This is a genomic window from Flagellimonas pelagia (assembly GCF_003584135.1).
Lineage (GTDB): Bacteria > Bacteroidota > Bacteroidia > Flavobacteriales > Flavobacteriaceae > Flagellimonas > Flagellimonas pelagia.
This window is the reverse complement of the sequence record NZ_QXFI01000008.1, coordinates 127,933-144,849: the sequence shown is the minus strand read 5'-3', so window position 1 is coordinate 144,849 and position 16,917 is coordinate 127,933. Positions and strand designations below refer to the sequence as shown.

The following is a 16,917-nucleotide window of genomic DNA, read 5'->3' as shown; positions in this document are numbered from 1 at the left end:
CATGGATTCCCTAAAATTGATATGGCATAGGATTACGAATTGGGAATATTGGCCCTTCTGGATGGTGTATTACCCATTATTTCCTGTTTGGTTATATTATTCCTTCAAGGCCCGTTCCCTTTTCTTTTTCAATGCGGCCAATCCGGCCATGAAGAATGGCGGCATGGCCATGGAATCCAAAATGGAAATCTATAAGATGATTCCTCCACAATTTATTCCCAAAACCGTTTTTATTCCCAAGGACCAATCTCCGGAAAAGGCTTTGGAAAGGGTATTGGCATCGGATATTGGGTTTCCTTTTATCGCAAAACCCGATATCGGCATGAAAGCTTTCGGTGTGGAAAAAATCCACAACAAGGATGAGTTCCGAAACTATGTTTCATGGAGCCCCTCCAACTTTTTGGTGCAGGAACTCATTCCCTACAGGAAAGAAGTAGGTGTTTTCTATGTGCGCAAACCGGATGAAGAGCAGGGGAAGATTACAGGAGTGGTCTCCAAGGAGTTTCTATCGGTTGTTGGAGATGGGTCAAGCACACTGTTGGAACTCATCAAAAGCAATCCGAGAAGCCATTTGCAATTAAAGACCCTAAAAAGAAAGTTTGGGGTTGGGTTGAACAAGGTAATCGCCAATGGCGAGGAGTTTATTTTGGTTCCCTACGGAAGTCACACCCGTGGTGCTAAATTTGTGGATATCAGCCATCTCATCAATGAAGGTTTGGTCAAGACCATCAACGGCATTTGTGGCCCGATGAAAGATTTTCATTATGGTCGGTTGGATGTGCTTTACAATACCTTTGAAGAATTGTGTGAGGGAAAAAATTTCAGTGTGATCGAAATCAATGGGGCAGGGGGGGAAGCTACCCACATTTATGACCCTGAGCATTCGCTTTTTTGGGCTTGGCGAGAAGTTACGCGACACTGGGGTATGATGAACGAAGTGAGCATCCTCAACCACCAAAAAGGACATTCGTACCTCAGTTTTAAGGATGGTAGGGCAATGCTGAAAGCAAATGGAATGCTTCAGGCACAGTTAAGGGTAACCTGATGAAAATATCTGTTACAAAATCTCCTTAATATAATCTTCCATGGATTCTGGGGTGCTGATAGGGGCAAAGCGTTTTACGGGAGTACCCTTTTTATCCACCACGAATTTGGTAAAGTTCCATTGGATATTACTGCCCAAAAGCCCGCTCAACTCTGATTTAAGGTATTTGAAAATAGGATGTGTATTCTTCCCATTCACTTCTATTTTGGCAAACATGGGAAAGCTCACACCATAATTCAACTGGCAAAATTCCTGTATTTCATCTGTGGTGCCGGGTTCCTGGCCTCCAAATTGGTTACACGGAAACCCCAAGATCACCAATCCTTGGTCTTTATAGGTTTCATACAGTTTTTCCAATCCCTCATATTGTGGGGTCAATCCACATTTGCTGGCGGTGTTCACCACAATTACGGTCTTACCCTTGTAGATGGCCATGGATTCCATGTTGCCGTCCAATCGTTCTGCTTCAAAGTCGTAAAAGGTCATGGTTTTCATTTTTATCTAGTCATTGATATTTTGTTTCCTTCCAAGTACGAAATCATTTCTGATGCCTTGTTGGTAATTTTCTCTATTTCTCCATTTTTATTGATGATGAAATGAGTAGGGTATGAGTTGGATTTCAATTCATTTAAAATAAACGATTTCTGATCAGGGATGACCTTATATTTAAATTCTTTACGTGCCAAGAACTTTTGAAGCTCTTCTTTTGAGTCTGTAGCAAGGCTTAGAAAAATGAAATCTTGGCTGTTTTCGTTCTTTTCCACAAATGCATTCAGTTCTGGGAACTCTGCCACACAGGCAACACAATTAATGAACCAGGTTTTGATGATTAATGTTTTGCCCGCGGTATTTCCGTTCGTAAAATGGGTTCCCTTTATATCTATGAAATCGAATTCAGGGAATAAGGTTTTTACTAAACGTTGTTTTTTAAGTAAATCTTGAGCTTCATTTTTGATGGTTTTACCAATATCTTGATTTGCATTCATCGAAAGTTCTCGCAATTGATACCAGTCCGTTCCATCTACAGATTTTATTTTTAAGGGGATGAACTTACCTGTTGCCAGTTTATCCAGAAATTGGTTTGAATCAATTTCTGTTGAGTCTTGGTCAATTCCAATAAAATTGGTGTTAAGAGAAATGTTGTCGGCATGGTAGTTCCACCATTTCATAAAACTGGATTCAAGTTCACCTAAATCAATTTGGGAGGAAAGAATTACGTTTGGTTCCGTTGATGGTTGGGATATTAAAGAAGGATTTTCCGATTCTACTGCATCCATTTCTTCCTTTTGTCCATTTTTACAAGAAAGAATGTTCAGGGAAATAAGAACAAGAAAAGTCCCTAGGAACCTGTTACTGGTAATTGACCTAAGATGGCATCTCATTATAAATCCTGCTTTAATTCTTTTAAAGATAAGGATTTAAGAAATGAAATGTAAGTGCCTTAACTTATCGATTCTGATTAATTTTTGTTCAGAATTGCCTGCATGATTATTGGTGCATGTATCCGGGAGTTTTCAATGAACCATTTATGGGTTTCCATCCCGCCGCAGATCACGCCAGCCAAGAAAAGCCCCTGAATATTGGTCTCCATGGTTTCAGGATCATAGGAGGGAAGACGTTTCTCATCTTTTGAGAGTTCAATGCCCAGTTTTTCCAAAAATTCAAAATTGGGCATATAGCCGGTAAGGGCCAGAACAAAGTCGTTTTCCAAGGTCACTTCACCCTCTGGGGTGTTGATGATGATTTCGGATGGCGTGATTTCCTTGACTGTTGCATGGTAATAGGCTTTGATACTGCCTTCCTCAATCCGGTTGATGATATCGGGCCGTACCCAATATTTTACACGTTGGCCCACTTCTGGACCGCGGATGATCAAAGTGACCTCGGCACCTTTGCGCCAACATTCCAAAGCGGCATCAATGGCAGAATTGCTCGCACCGATAACGGCCAACTTTTGACTGGCATAAAAATGGGGGTCATTATAATAATGTGATACCTTGGGCAAATCTTCACCCGGTACGTTCATTTTATTGGGTAGATCATAGAATCCGGTGGCCACCACCACATTTTTGGCGCGGTATTGGTCTTTGTTGGAGTCCACGAAAAAGAAATCCCCTTGCTTCTCCACGTTCAACACTGTTTCAAACAGATGGATATTCAATTGGTTGGAGGTTACAATCCTACGGTAATACTCCAAGGCCTCGTTGCGTTTGGGCTTGGCTTCCTTGCTGATGAAAGGGATTTCATCGATTTCCAATTTTTCGGAAGAGGAGAAAAATTGCATGTTCACCGGATAGTTGAAAAGGGAATTCACAATAGGCCCCTTCTCGATGATGATGTAGCTCAATCCCTGTTTTTTTGCCTCCAATCCACAGGCAATACCAATGGGCCCGCCCCCGATGATGGCAACATCAAATTCCTGCATTATGCTATTACTTCTTTTAGTTGTTTGATGGTTTCGGTTGGATGTTCGCTTTTGAACACAAAACTACCGGCAACCAAGGCGTCCGCCCCATAGTCGATCAACTTTTTTGCATTGGTCGCATTTACCCCACCATCAATTTCGATCAGGGCACTGGAATTTTTCCTTTCGATCAAGTTTTTAAGATCGCGTACCTTTAGATAGGTGTTCTCAATAAAGGATTGACCACCAAAACCCGGATTTACACTCATCACGATCACAATGTCTATATCTTGGATCGTATCTTCCAAAAGATTGATGGAAGTATGTGGATTAAGGGCCACACCGGCCTTCATGCCTTCTGCCTTAATAGCTTGTAAAGTGCGATGTAGATGTGGGCATGCCTCATAATGTACCGTTAAGTGGTTTACCCCTAAATCCGCAAAGGTTTTGATATAACGGTCGGGATCCACGATCATCAAATGGGTGTCCAAAGGTTTCTTGGCATACTTGGCAATGGCTTCCACTATAGGCATTCCAAAGGAAATATTGGGAACGAACAGCCCGTCCATAATATCCAAATGAAACCAATCGGCCTCACTTTGGTTCACCATTTCTATTTCATGTTGGAGATTGGCAAAGTCAGATGCCAAAAGGGAAGGTGCTATTATTTTTTTGCTCATGAGTGGACCAAAATTGTTCCATACAAAGGTAGTGAAATGTTAAATCAATATCCTGTTTTGAAGTGGAGCTTACCTTAATTTCCCGTGCTTCCGATGGAAACCGGCCCATAAACAGCGTCCCTGAACTTTTTGTGCAAAGTTCCATTGAAGGGAAATATCTGAACAAAGAAAACAGCAGTAAGCTTGTTTACCGGGTCTACCCAAAAGAGGGTACTTGCGGCCCCATCCCAGAAAAACTCGCCGACAACCCCATTGTTCTCCTTTGTTGAGGCAGGTGGTCTCAACCTGACGGCAAAGTCTATCCCAAATCCCATCTGTCCTTTACTGGGCAACCAAGATCGATCTTTGATGTTTTCATCCAGATGGTTTGTGGCCATCAACTCTACGGTCTCAGGTTCAAGAATTTTTACACCGTTCAATGATCCTTTGTTTACCAGCATCTGGGCAAATGTCATGTAATCGTCCAAGGTTGAGGTCAGGCCCCATCCGCCTGGTGTAAGTTTCCATTTTCCATAATTGTATGCGTGGGATTCCTGGTCATCCTGTTGGTCCAAAAAACCCAGATTATCATGGGAATAGGTTGCCGACATTCTTTTTTGATCAGATTTAGGTACAAAATATCGGGTTTCCTTCATGTTCAAGGGGCCCAGTACATGCTCTTGCAGGTATTCCGCATAGGGTTGGCCAGAAATGCGTTCCACCAGAAAAGCCTGTATATCAACGGATGGGCCATACTCCCATTTTTCTTCTGGTTGAAACCATAGGGGAACCCTTCCCAACCTTGCGGCCATTTGGTCCAGATTGTTTTCCCAGTTAAAAGGGTCTGCAAGGCGAAGGGCTGTACTCAATCTTGGGATATCATTTCTAGTCGTGAAACCACCTGTATGCCTTGTAATATCCCTGATGGTAACGGGTCGTTTGATAGGCTCCAGAATCATTTTTCCGGTAGAATCGACACCTTTGTACACCTGCATGTTGGCAAACTCTGGTGCATATTTTTCCAATGGGTCGTCCAACTTGAACTTTCCCTTCTCGTACAAACTCATCAACGCAGTTCCTGTTATTGGCTTGGTCATGGAGTAGATCTGCACCAAGGTATTGCGCTCCATAGGTTTTCGTTTCTTTAGGTCGGCATATCCAAAGGCATTGTAATAAACTTCTTCCCCTTTTTCATAGATGAGTGCGGATACTCCGGCTACGTCCCTGTTGTCCACAAAGCTTTTAAGGGTCGAATCCAATCTTTTTATGGCCACTTCAGTTATAATGGATTGGGTGTTTTCTTGAGCTATGCCCATTTCTATGGCCAAGAAGGCAATGAAAAAAAGTTGTGGTATTTGTTTCATGATATAAATTCGATTGAATACCAGAAAGTTAGCAAATAAAACGGATTAGAAGACTTTATTGAAAAATATAGGTGAAGTTCGGATTGGGGTAAAATGAAAAAACTCCGGCAATCTGCTCGGAATGATCCACTGCGGTATGTCAATTAAATTGGTCTTGTCCTTTGAAAAAACATCCTATCAAATATGTAAATTACTGATACTTGTTTCAGAATATTTGTGTAAGCAATTCCATTTGTCCTATTTTTTGTTTAATTTGGTTCATGACTTGAACATGTTCGGTTTCAGTTCATATGTTTAAGGATTTACTTCAACCTCAAGAGCACCTGACCCAAGCTCTCCATTTCGATTTAATGTTTTGTTCCATTTATCTGGTGACCCAATCTTCAAATAAGAATGAAGAAGAAATATTTATACCACTTGGCTCTGTTGGTACTTTTGATTTCTCCGATTCAAGAAGTGCAATCGCAAAGAGGTGATTTTTCCTTTGGATTGGCCCCAAGCTATAAGGCAAATGGTTATGGCATAAGCTTTAGTGTCAATAATTATCGTAGCGTTACAGATTACGTGCATCTGTCAATCACTGCTGTGTTTTCAACTGAACAACCAGATGCAACAGTTGAGTTTCCCTATGAGGATTACCTTTTGAACCTTGGATATTTTACTACTGTACTGTCTCGCCCAAATAGAGGCCTATTTATGTATTTCGGTGGTGGGGCATCCACGGGTTATGAGTACATCAACAAAGGTGAAATGGATGTTGTCTATGGGTACCAAATCCCCAAAAGTGGGATGATCTATGGTGGATTTGCTTCTTTTGAAATGGATTTTTACTTAACGGATTCTTTTTCGTTGTTTGTTCCTATTAGCGGGTTCTATTACCTTAATAGTAATCTGAATAATGCTGTTCTATTAGTCGGTGCTGGAATTCGATATTATTTAAAATAATATTTTTTATACATGTTGTTTACCCCTTGAATAGATTTTTCTGGTAATGGATTGGTGAAAATGTGCACAATTACAAGTGTTTAATCTGATCAGAAAGGAAAAAGGAACATATTGTTGCAGACCTAGGTATATAAATGAAAAAACTCCGGTAATCAGCCGGAGTTTATTCATCAATCAAAAAACGAACAGTCATGATAAACTGTTATATTTACTAAATTACAACTTTCCTGCCAAAAATCAAATTTAAGGATAGTTTAACTGTAATTAATTTGGGTTAAAGTTACAAATTAACCCAAATATGTCTTTAAAATCTTACTTCTGGAGGTATGCTTCAAGCGTCTGATTGCTTTTTCCTTGATTTGGCGAACTCTTTCCCTGGTCAGGTCAAAGGTTTCCCCAATCTCTTCCAAGGTCATGGAATGCTGACCGGCCAAACCGAAATAAAGCCTGATAACATCTGCCTCACGTGGAGTCAAGGTCTCCAAGGCACGCTCAATTTCCGTACGAAGTGATTCGTGCAAAAGCTCCCTGTCCGGATTAGGGGATTCCCCACTACGCAATACGTCGTAAAGGTTGGAATCCTCGCCATCGATCAAAGGCGCATCCATAGATACGTGGCGGCCAGAGTTTTTCAAGGACTGCTTCACATCTTCCACGGTCATGTCCAATTCTTTGGCAATTTCCTCGGCAGATGGGGTGCGCTCATGTGCTTGCTCCAAAAAAGCAAACGTCTTGTTGATCTTGTTGATGGAACCAATCTTGTTCAAAGGCAAACGCACGATACGGGATTGTTCGGCCAATGCCTGAAGAATGGATTGACGGATCCACCAAACAGCATAAGAAATAAATTTAAAACCACGGGTTTCGTCAAAACGCTGGGCAGCTTTGATCAATCCCAAGTTCCCTTCATTGATCAAATCGGGAAGGGTCAAACCCTGGTTTTGATACTGCTTTGCCACGGAAACGACGAACCTTAGGTTAGCTTTTGTCAATTTTTCCAGTGCTACCTGATCGCCCGCTTTAATACGTTGTGCCAACTCCACTTCTTCATCGGCAGTGATCAAATCCACTTTACCGATTTCCTGCAAATACTTGTCCAACGATGCGGTTTCCCTATTGGTAACCTGTTTTGTAATCTTTAACTGTCTCATCTAAAATACTCCCTTCAAATTAAGTTTGTGAGCCGAAGCTCATTAGGTTATACGTAGAAAAAAACAAAAAGTTACATTTTGATAAACTTTTTTTAAAAACAAAGCCCCGAGGATTTCCCGGGGCTTTTCTAATCTATAAAGATCGTGTTAATCACGTCTTGGTTTTCTGTCGCGATCACCACCTCTGCGATCATTACCTCTTCGGTCACCACCTCTTCGGTCGCCGCCTCTGTCATCTCTAGGAGGTCTTTCCTTATAACCTTCCGGTTTGGGCAACAAGGCCTTTCTGGAAACTTTTTCCTTTTTGGTCTTGGGGTCGATACCTAAATATTTCACATCAATCACGTCACCTAGGTTTACCACATCGGTTACGTTCTCTGTTCGCTCCCATGCCAATTCGGATACGTGTAGCAATACCTCGTTTCCTGGGGCATCGGTGTATTCCACAACGGCACCAAAATCCAAAACCTTGATGACCTTTACTTCATATACACTGCCAACCTCTGGTTTGAACAACAAGGAATCGATTTTTTTCAATACCATGTCAATACCATCTTGGTCGGTACCCAAAATTTCAACAATCCCTTCTTCTGTGTCTGGATCCTCATTGATAACGATGGTAGTCTTGGATTTTTTCTGAAGGTCTTGGATAACCTCACCACCCTTACCGATAAGGGCGCCGATAAACTCACCAGGAATGATTCTGGTAATGATTTTAGGAGCGTAGGATTTCACCTCTGGCCTTGGCTCGGCAATAGTTTCTACCAATTTGCCCAAGATGTGCATTCTTCCGTCCCTGGCCTGCATCAAGGCTTTTACCAAGATTTCATAGGACAATCCTTTTACTTTGATATCCATTTGGCAAGCGGTGATACCATCGGCGGTACCGGTTACTTTAAAGTCCATATCTCCCAAGTGATCTTCATCTCCCAAGATATCGGAAAGCACTGCATACTTGCCGGTTTCGGTATCGGTGATCAATCCCATCGCAATACCGGAAACAGGTTTTTTCAACTGTACCCCGGCATCCATCAAGGCCATAGTACCGGCACAAACGGTTGCCATGGAAGAGGAACCGTTGGATTCCAATACTTCGGAAACCACACGAACGGTATATGGACAGTCCTCAGGAACCATCCCTTTAAGGGCACGTTGTGCCAAGTTTCCGTGTCCTACTTCCCTACGGGATGTACCACGGATAGGCCTTGCTTCACCAGTGGAGAAAGGAGGGAAGTTGTAGTGCAAATAGAAAGTCTCTTCACCTTCGTAAGATGGCATATCTATTTGATTGGCCTCTCTTGAAGTACCTAAAGTTACCGTTGCCAACGCCTGTGTTTCCCCACGGGTAAAGATGGAAGAACCGTGAACGGATGGCAAATAATCAATTTCACACCAGATAGGGCGAATATCGGTAGTCTTACGACCATCCAGACGAAGCCCTTCTTCCAAAGTAAGGTTACGAACGGCTTCTTTTTCGGCTTTGTGGTAATATTTGGAAACCAATCCGCCGATTTCTTCCAATTCCTCTTCAGAAAAAGTGGCCTTGATTTCTTCTTTGATGGCGGCAAACGCTTCACTACGCTCTTTTTTGGAAGAACCGGCCTTGGCCACGGCATATACCTTATCATAGGCCATGTCGTGGATTTTTTTCTGAAGCTCTTCATCTTCAGTCTCAGGTTCGTATTCCCTGGTCTCTTTTTTACCGAAGGCCTCGGCCAATTTTACCTGAGCGGCACATTGTACTTTAATGGCCTCATGGGCAAATTTGATGGCTTCCACCATTTCCTCTTCGGAAATTTCACCCATTTCACCTTCCACCATCATCACAGAATCTTCGGAAGCTCCGATGACCATATCGATGTCGGAATTTTTAAGTTGTTCCATGGTTGGATTGATGATCAATTCACCATCAACTCTACCCACTCTAACTTCAGAGATGGGGCATTCAAAAGGTAAATCTGATAATTGAATGGCAGCAGAAGCGGCCAATCCCGCCATAGCGTCGGGCATAACGTTTTCGTCATGGGACATCAATTGGATCATTACCTGGGTCTCGGAGTGATAATCTTTTGGGAACAAAGGTCTCAATACCCTGTCCACCAAACGCATGGTCAATACCTCGCCATCGCTAGGTCTGGCCTCACGTTTGAAGAATCCGCCTGGGTAACGCCCAGCAGCGGCAAATTTTTCGCGATAATCAACGGTAAGTGGCAAAAAGTCCACATCCGAAGCTTGATAATTGGAGACAACTGTACATAGCAACATACATTTGCCTGATTGGACTACTACAGAACCATGGGCCTGCTTAGCCAATTTTCCGGTTTCGATGGAAATCTCCCTACCGTCACCAAGGTCAATGACCTCTTTAAAAGTTTTTGGAATCATAAAAATTGTCTTACCCGTAAAAGGTACGGGTCGTTAAACATTTGGTCTACCGCCATCCGGGCGGTCGGGTTGTGTTGTTGTTGTGTTTGCCTCTCGGCACTGACCAATGAAAAACTATATGAAGCTTTTTGTGTTTGCCCGATTATGATCGGGACTTGTTGTTGGAGCCCGTCCAACTAAAACAAAGGGGAAGCCAAAGCCTCCCCGTTGTCATTATTTTCTGATGCCCAATTCTTTGATCAAAGAACGGTACTTCTCAATATCCTTATTTTTTAGGTAATCCAAAAGACTACGTCTTTTACCTACCAAACGAACCAAGGAACGTTCGGTGTTGTAATCCTTGTGGTTCCTTTTAAGGTGTTCTGTCAAGTGGTTGATACGGTGTGTGAACAATGCAATCTGTCCTTCCGTAGAACCTGTGTTGCCTTCTGAGCCGCCGTGTTTCTTGAAAATCTCGGCCTTTACTTCTTTTGTTAAATACATTCCAATATTATTTAAATGATTTTTATGTATTGATTGTCTTTCAATCAGCGTGCAAAGATAAGCCTTTTTTTGAATCTACGAATTTTAACAAGAAATTAAACCTTTTCAAAAGAGGGAAGTCAAAGAGCCAAACCTTTAAAATTCAATCGTTATGAAAAAGAAAACTAAAGCAATGATTTTGAACCCGTTTGCCCTATTTGTAATGGGCGGTCTTTTTTTGACCTTCACTTCCTGTAGTGATGAGTCGGCCAATACCGAAGACCTGTCTTCCACCGAGGTGATTTCCGCTACGGAATTAAAGTACAGTGATGAAACGGAAATGATTTCCGAAGAAGTTTCCACCATTGCCGAGGACCTGTACGCCGCCGATGAAATTGCCAGCATGTCCAAAGGGAATTACCATTCCGATTATTTGCCTGAATGTGCCACTGTTACCGCGGTTATCACTGATACCACCAAAGATGTTACCTTGGATTTTGGTGAAGGTTGCGAACTTCACAATGGCAATACCCTAAGTGGTATCATCCATATAAGCTATGCTTTGGATTTGGAAGCAGCATCCAACACCATTGAACTGACTTTGGAAAACTTTACCTTCAATGATGTGGCAGTGGAAGGCGCATCTAGTATTGTTAGGGTACGAAGCAATGAAAATGGAAATCCACAGGGAACCGCCAATGCATCTTTTACGGCCACTTGGCCCAATGGAGATGTGGCTTCGTTCACCGGAACCCGAACCAGGGAATGGATCGAAGGATTCGGCACTGGTTTTTGGGGTGATAACGTTTTCTTGATCACAGGAAAAAGAACCTATGTGAGTAGGGCGGGCAATGAATTTATCAAGGAAATCACTACCCCATTGAGAAGGGAAATGTCTTGCCGATTCATTGTAAGTGGGGTTTTGGATATTACCCGATTGGGGAATACCGTAAGTCTTGATTTTGGTGATGGTTCTTGTGATGCCATTGGAACCTTGACCTATCCTGATGGAACCCAGGAAGAAATATTCCTTCGAAGATTTAAGAACTAGCTATGAAAAAGAAAAGCCCCGAGATCGGGGCTTTTTTTATGCTCTTATGGGCTGGTTGGTAATCAAGTCGATATAAAGGTTGACTTTCTTTTTCAACTCGCTACGGTGTGCGATGAAATCCAAAAACCCATGTTCTTTCAAGAATTCTGCGGTTTGGAAACCTTCCGGAAGGTCTTTTCCTGTGGTATCCTTTACTACTCTTGGTCCTGCAAATCCGATCAAAGCCCCGGGTTCTGCAATGTTGATATCTCCCAACATGGCATAAGAAGCGGTTGTTCCACCCGTGGTGGGGTCGGTACACAAGGATATGTAGGGAACCTGTGCTTCGGCCAACTGGGCCAGTTTGGCAGAGGTTTTGGCCAACTGCATCAAGGACAGCGCGGCTTCCATCATACGGGCACCACCTGATTTGGAAATCATCAGGAAGGGAACCTTTTTCTTTTTGGCCACATCAATGGCACGAGAAATCTTTTCACCTACCACACTACCCATGGATCCTCCGATAAAGGCAAAATCCATACAAGCGACCACAAGATCTTGCCCCATAGACTTACCAACGGCGCACCTTACGGCATCTTTTAATCCGGTCTTTTGCTCAGCGGCCTTTAAACGATCTGAATATTTTTTGGTATCCACAAATTTCAAAGGGTCCTTGGAGGTCATGTTGGCATCCAGTTCACGGAACTTATTGTCATCAAAAAGAATCTCAAAATATTCCTTGCTGCCAATGCGAACGTGGTAATCGTCCTCCGGACTTACGTAAAAATTTTTGGCAAGATCTTCGGACTCTACAATTTTACCTGTTGGGGATTTGTACCATAACCCCTTGGGGGTGTCCTTTTTTTCCTCTGTTGCGGTCTGTATTCCTTTTTCCTTTCTTTTAAACCAAGACGACATGCAATCAAATTTAAGTTAAACGAAGGGTTTACAAGGTATTTACATTGTTCAGGTCTTCAAAAGCCTTTTTCAAACGGGCGATGAAGGTCTTTTCACCTTCACGAAGCCAAACTCTTGGGTCGTAGAATTTTTTGTTGGGTTGGTCGTCTCCTTCGGGATTTCCAATTTGGGCCTGAAGGTAGGCGGATTTCCCTTGGATATAGTCCCTAACGCCTTCCAAAAATGCATACTGAAGATCGGTATCGATGTTCATTTTGATTACCCCATATCCGATAGCTTCCCTTATCTCTTCCAAAGTAGAACCAGATCCACCGTGGAAAACAAAATCGATATGGTTGTGCTCCACGCCATATTTTTCTGAAATGAACTCCTGTGAGTTTCTCAAGATCTTAGGTGTCAATTTTACGTTACCAGGTTTGTATACCCCGTGCACGTTTCCGAAAGCGGCGGCAATGGTAAATCTTGGGCTCACTTTTGAAAGTTCCTCATAAGCGTAGGCAACCTCTTCGGGTTGGGTGTACAATTTGGAATCGTCCACATCGGAGTTGTCCACACCATCTTCTTCACCACCTGTGATGCCCAATTCTATTTCCAAGGTCATACCCATTTTGCTCATACGCTCCAAATAGCCCTTGCAGATTTCAATGTTCTCTTCGATAGGTTCTTCGGAAAGGTCGATCATATGCGAGCTGAACAATGGTTTGCCCGTGGCTTTGAAGTGTTCTTCGCTGGCATCTAAAAGGCCATCGATCCAAGGTAACAGTTTTTTGGCACAGTGGTCGGTATGTAAAATTACAGTAGCACCATAGGCCTCGGCTAATTGGTGTATATGTTTTGCACCGGCAATACCACCAAGGATAGCGGCTTTTTGACCTTCGTTGGAAAGTCCTTTACCGGCATTGAACTGTGCACCTCCGTTAGAAAATTGGATGATTACGGGAGAGTTCAAAGTGGCAGCAGTTTCCATTACGGCATTGATGGTGTCCGAACCGATCACATTTACTGCGGGAAGGGCGTATCCGATTTCTTTTGCGTGCTTAAAAATTGCTTGTACTTCATCGCCGGTGGCAACGCCCGGCTTGATATTGTGGGACATAGTTATAGATGGTTTCGAATTAAAATAGGGAACAAAAGTAATAAAATATTTGCTCTAGAAAGGATAATTGATCCCGATATTGAAGACAGCGTTTCCGAGGTTATAGCCATTGAACCAGCGATCTGATCCCACTTTTGCGGGATTATAGGTCTTAAAGCCCACATCCACCCTGAAGACGAAATAGGTAAAATCGTAACGGAGGCCAAGTCCGGTGCCCAAGCCAAGATCGGCCAAGGAGGAAAAGCCCGAGAAGATGGCATCGGGATTGTTTTCATTATCAAAAACGTTCCAAATATTCCCAGCATCTGCAAAAAGGGCGCCCTTTACATCCCCAGCAATGGGAAACCTATATTCCAAGTTGAAGGCCAGTTTCAGGTTGGCTTCATTAAAATCATTGATGTTGTCCGTTTTGCCTGGACCCAATTCGTAAGCGTTCCAAGCCCTGTTGTCGTTGGATCCTCCTGCAAAATAACTCCTAACGAACGGAATACTATTCGAGTTTCCATAAGGGACGGCCATCCCGAAGAAACTCCTAAAGGCCAATACCTGTGATCCACCAATGTCCCAATGTCGGATATAGTCTAATTCCGATTTCACATATTGGGAAAAGGGTACCCCGAAAACCAACAATTGTCCATTGTCGTTTTTGTTATACGGAACTGCATTGGCAATCAGGGATAACATACCACCCGCACTTTCAACTTTGATCCGGTATTGGTAAAAGTCGTTATCGTTGATGTCCGATTTGCTGTTCTTGGTATGGGTAAAGTTGCTCGCGAAGATAAGGTTGTTCTCCGTTAACCGCCTTCTGCGTTCCTCAATACTGTTCACTTCGTCAAATTCTTCTGTACTAACCTGTATAGAGTCATTTAAAATATCCCTTACAAAATTATTGGCACCTTCGGGTATATCTAAACGGAGTGGGTCTGTCGAATCATCAACGTTTTTAAAATAATCGGCATATGCTGGATCATCCTGAAATTGATCTGCAATATCATCCAAATTCGAAAACGTATTTCGGTATACATTATAAAAGTTGTCCGGGTTCACATTTCGAACAAATTCAACGTTCAAAAGCTCAAAATTGTTCTTCAGTCGGTCAGATGGCGTCCAGTTGTACGACAATATAGAGTTGAGCGATTGTTTATCCAAACCAATGTTCTTCTGAAAATTGGTGCCGGCCAGCAACCTACTTTGGGGCAACATGTAATATGGAATTATTTTTTCCGTGCTAAAGGGCAACCAAATCCTCGGGAAAGTAATGTTGACATCCCCACCAAGCTCCGAGGTGAAGGTTTCATTGGAAAGGGAGGCATCACTCAAAAGACCAATGGATCCCCTGGCCGATACGTTCAAAGTCTCGGCACCGCCAAATACATTTCGGGTGATAACAGAGGTACTAAAAGCGGTTCCTACCTGTTGAATGTTGGAATGCGTCACATCAAAATTCATGTTCAGCGAAAACTTCTTCTTGGCGGCCAAATACACATTGGTAGTCAATTTGGTTTGGGTGGAATCGGGGATAAATTCGATATTGGGATATTTAAAGGTATTCAGGTTGGTGATCTGTCTGTAGGTTCGGATGCGATCCAAATCCCGATATACACTGTCCTTTTCAAAAAATATGGCATCGGCGAGCGCTTTGGGGCTATACCTCAGTTTGTTGGCGTAATGGATGATAAAATTGTCGTACTCCAAAGTTTTTAAAGAATCTGTATCACCATTAATATCATAATCTGCATAAATATTGACCTGTTTATGCCGGGCCACCCGATACGTACTATTGGTATCGGTACTATCGGTGGCGCTCCTGAACTTTTTTACGTTGAGCTGTACCTCCATCAATTGGTCATCGGCCAAGCGGGTAGTATCCCTCAAAATGTCATAGTTAATAGAGCTTTCTTGAAAGTTGTAGACCCCGGAGTTTCGGAACAAAGTGGTCAATCGTTCGCGCTCCAAGGTGAAATTTTGAAGATCGAACTGCTCGCCTTTTTTTACGAAACTGCGTTTGGAAGCCACATCGTAAATGGAATCCAGTTCAGGGGAAGTGATGTTCTTTTGGACCGTGTCAATAATATAGGGTTTGTTCAGGGTGATATTGTACTCCACTTTGGCCCTTTTTTTTCGTTTACTTTCCACGATTTCATAATCGCCTGTATTGTTGAAGTACCCCTTGCTGTTGTAATAGGCCTCCATCCGGTTTAGGGACTTGTTGGTCAAAGCAGTATCAATGACCACTGGGGGTTCACCGACCCGTTCTAAAAATTCACTGGCACCTTTTACGATGAAGGATTCCTGTAACCTGCTGACTTGTTTTTTGGATAGGAGATTGTTAAGGCGTTTTTCGCGCTTTTGCTTTCTATGTAGCCAATCCTGAAAGGAAGAATCTGGATTTTCCTTGGCCATGTTATAGAGGTTCAAACGCAGGGGATATCCAAGAACACTGCTGTTGGGTTTTTGGTCGATGAGGCCTTTGATCTCACCATCGGTCACCTTTTCATCATCTACATAAATGGTGTTCTTGGTGAGCAGCAATTCATCGTCCCCCACCTTTTTAAGTGTATTGCAACCCGAAATGCTTACCATAAGCAACAATAATCCTATTTTTGCCCAGTTGCACATTAGACTTAAAGAACCCCTCATAGACGCCAAAAATACACGATTTAGATGGTTACAAAAAACCAAATTAAACTAGTTGTAAGCCTAAAGCAAAAAAAGTACCGATCTCAACACGGACTCTTTGTGGTAGAAGGTGAAAAGTTGGTGAAAGAGTTGCTGCGAGAGGGGGTGCGGCCTCTTAAAATTTTTATTGAAGCCGGACATTCATCCAATGGATTTGGGGAAGTGGAACAAATTTCCGCAGCAGATTTAAAGCAAATGAGCAGCTTGAAACAACCCAACGGGGTCTTGGGAGTTTTTTATATGCCTGAAGTGCACCAAAACGAAACTTCTGATTGGGTAGTGGTTTTGGATGCCGTTCGTGATCCGGGTAATTTGGGAACGATCATACGATTGTGCGACTGGTTCGGGATCAAACAATTGGCGTGTTCCGAAGATACCGTGGATTGCTACAATCCAAAAGTGCTGCAAGCAACCATGGGATCCATTGCCAGGGTAAATATTATTTACACGGATTTGACTACTTACATCAAAAAATCGGGGTTGCCCGTTTTTGGAGCGTTTATGGACGGTACTTCCATCTATGCCCAAAAAATGCCCGAAAAAGGTGTGCTGGTCATGGGCAATGAGGCCAATGGTATTTCCAAAGAAATCACTGATTTGGTCATGGAGCGCATTTCCATACCCCAATTTGGTGAACCAACTGCTGAAAGTCTCAATGTGGCCACTGCAACGGCGATTCTTCTAAATGAAATCAGGAGATAATCTGATTGTTAGATAATAAGATTCTTGGATTTTCGGACGTCTAAATATCTAACAATCAGTAATCCAATAATCTA

The 16,917-nt window shown here is 42.7% G+C and carries 15 protein-coding genes; 4 read left to right on the top strand and 11 right to left on the bottom strand.

The window, feature by feature from the left end; genetic code table 11:
• Position 1 precedes the first annotated feature (1 nt).
• Positions 2–1,045 carry an ATP-grasp domain-containing protein gene (locus D2V05_RS01640; protein ID WP_119645854.1) on the top strand — a complete coding sequence of 348 codons (1,044 nt, stop codon included), beginning with the start codon at positions 2–4 and terminating at the stop codon, positions 1,043–1,045.
• Between the two features lie 12 nt (positions 1,046–1,057).
• On the opposite strand, the gene D2V05_RS01635 is transcribed toward D2V05_RS01640, so the two are convergent.
• The 5 genes from D2V05_RS01635 to D2V05_RS01615 all read right to left on the bottom strand — a co-directional run bounded on the left by D2V05_RS01635 (position 1,058) and on the right by D2V05_RS01615 (position 5,472).
• Entirely contained in the window at positions 1,058–1,531 is a 474-nt protein-coding gene (locus tag D2V05_RS01635) for a glutathione peroxidase (protein WP_119645887.1), read from the bottom strand.
• An 11-nt stretch (positions 1,532–1,542) separates the two neighbouring features.
• Entirely contained in the window at positions 1,543–2,322 is a 780-nt protein-coding gene (locus D2V05_RS01630; protein ID WP_183114765.1) for a TlpA family protein disulfide reductase, read from the bottom strand.
• 182 nt (positions 2,323–2,504) lie between these two features.
• Positions 2,505–3,470, bottom strand: a complete 966-nt coding sequence (locus D2V05_RS01625) for a YpdA family putative bacillithiol disulfide reductase (RefSeq protein ID WP_119645852.1) — start codon at positions 3,468–3,470, stop codon at positions 2,505–2,507.
• Complete coding sequence (gene rpe, locus D2V05_RS01620; protein ID WP_119645851.1) at positions 3,470–4,129, bottom strand: ribulose-phosphate 3-epimerase; 660 nt, start codon at positions 4,127–4,129, stop codon at positions 3,470–3,472. The genes D2V05_RS01625 and rpe overlap by 1 nt, the downstream gene beginning before the upstream one ends.
• Positions 4,130–4,203: 74 nt before the next feature.
• Entirely contained in the window at positions 4,204–5,472 is a 1,269-nt protein-coding gene (locus D2V05_RS01615) for a serine hydrolase domain-containing protein (RefSeq protein WP_119645850.1), read from the bottom strand.
• 393 nt (positions 5,473–5,865) lie between these two features.
• Here D2V05_RS01615 and D2V05_RS01610 point away from each other — a divergent pair, with 393 nt between their 5' ends.
• Entirely contained in the window at positions 5,866–6,417 is a 552-nt protein-coding gene (locus tag D2V05_RS01610; protein ID WP_119645849.1) for a conjugal transfer protein TraO, read from the top strand.
• Between the two features lie 287 nt (positions 6,418–6,704).
• On the opposite strand, the gene D2V05_RS01605 is transcribed toward D2V05_RS01610, so the two are convergent.
• From D2V05_RS01605 to rpsO, 3 genes are all read right to left on the bottom strand, one after another.
• Entirely contained in the window at positions 6,705–7,568 is an 864-nt protein-coding gene (locus D2V05_RS01605; protein WP_119641932.1) for a sigma-70 family RNA polymerase sigma factor, read from the bottom strand.
• Positions 7,569–7,715: 147 nt separating this feature from the next.
• Positions 7,716–9,953 carry a polyribonucleotide nucleotidyltransferase gene (locus tag D2V05_RS01600; RefSeq protein WP_119645848.1) on the bottom strand — a complete coding sequence of 746 codons (2,238 nt, stop codon included), beginning with the start codon at positions 9,951–9,953 and terminating at the stop codon, positions 7,716–7,718.
• 213 nt (positions 9,954–10,166) lie between these two features.
• Positions 10,167–10,436, bottom strand: coding sequence for a 30S ribosomal protein S15 (gene rpsO / locus D2V05_RS01590; protein ID WP_119641935.1), 270 nt, complete (start codon positions 10,434–10,436; stop codon positions 10,167–10,169).
• A 151-nt stretch (positions 10,437–10,587) separates the two neighbouring features.
• Here rpsO and D2V05_RS01585 point away from each other — a divergent pair, with 151 nt between their 5' ends.
• Complete coding sequence (locus D2V05_RS01585; protein WP_119645846.1) at positions 10,588–11,466, top strand: hypothetical protein; 879 nt, start codon at positions 10,588–10,590, stop codon at positions 11,464–11,466.
• Positions 11,467–11,502: 36 nt separating this feature from the next.
• On the opposite strand, the gene accD is transcribed toward D2V05_RS01585, so the two are convergent.
• From accD to tamL, 3 genes are read right to left on the bottom strand one after another with little or no spacing between them, the layout of a single operon-like run.
• Positions 11,503–12,363, bottom strand: a complete 861-nt coding sequence (gene accD / locus D2V05_RS01580; protein ID WP_119641937.1) for an acetyl-CoA carboxylase, carboxyltransferase subunit beta — start codon at positions 12,361–12,363, stop codon at positions 11,503–11,505.
• Between the two features lie 28 nt (positions 12,364–12,391).
• Entirely contained in the window at positions 12,392–13,459 is a 1,068-nt protein-coding gene (fbaA, locus tag D2V05_RS01575) for a class II fructose-bisphosphate aldolase (protein WP_119645845.1), read from the bottom strand.
• A gap of 54 nt (positions 13,460–13,513) precedes the next feature.
• Entirely contained in the window at positions 13,514–16,102 is a 2,589-nt protein-coding gene (gene tamL / locus D2V05_RS01570; protein ID WP_119645844.1) for a translocation and assembly module lipoprotein TamL, read from the bottom strand.
• 24 nt (positions 16,103–16,126) lie between these two features.
• On the opposite strand from tamL, the gene D2V05_RS01565 reads away from it, so the two are divergent.
• Positions 16,127–16,843, top strand: a complete 717-nt coding sequence (locus D2V05_RS01565; protein ID WP_119645843.1) for a TrmH family RNA methyltransferase — start codon at positions 16,127–16,129, stop codon at positions 16,841–16,843.
• The last annotated feature ends 74 nt before the right edge of the window (positions 16,844–16,917 follow it).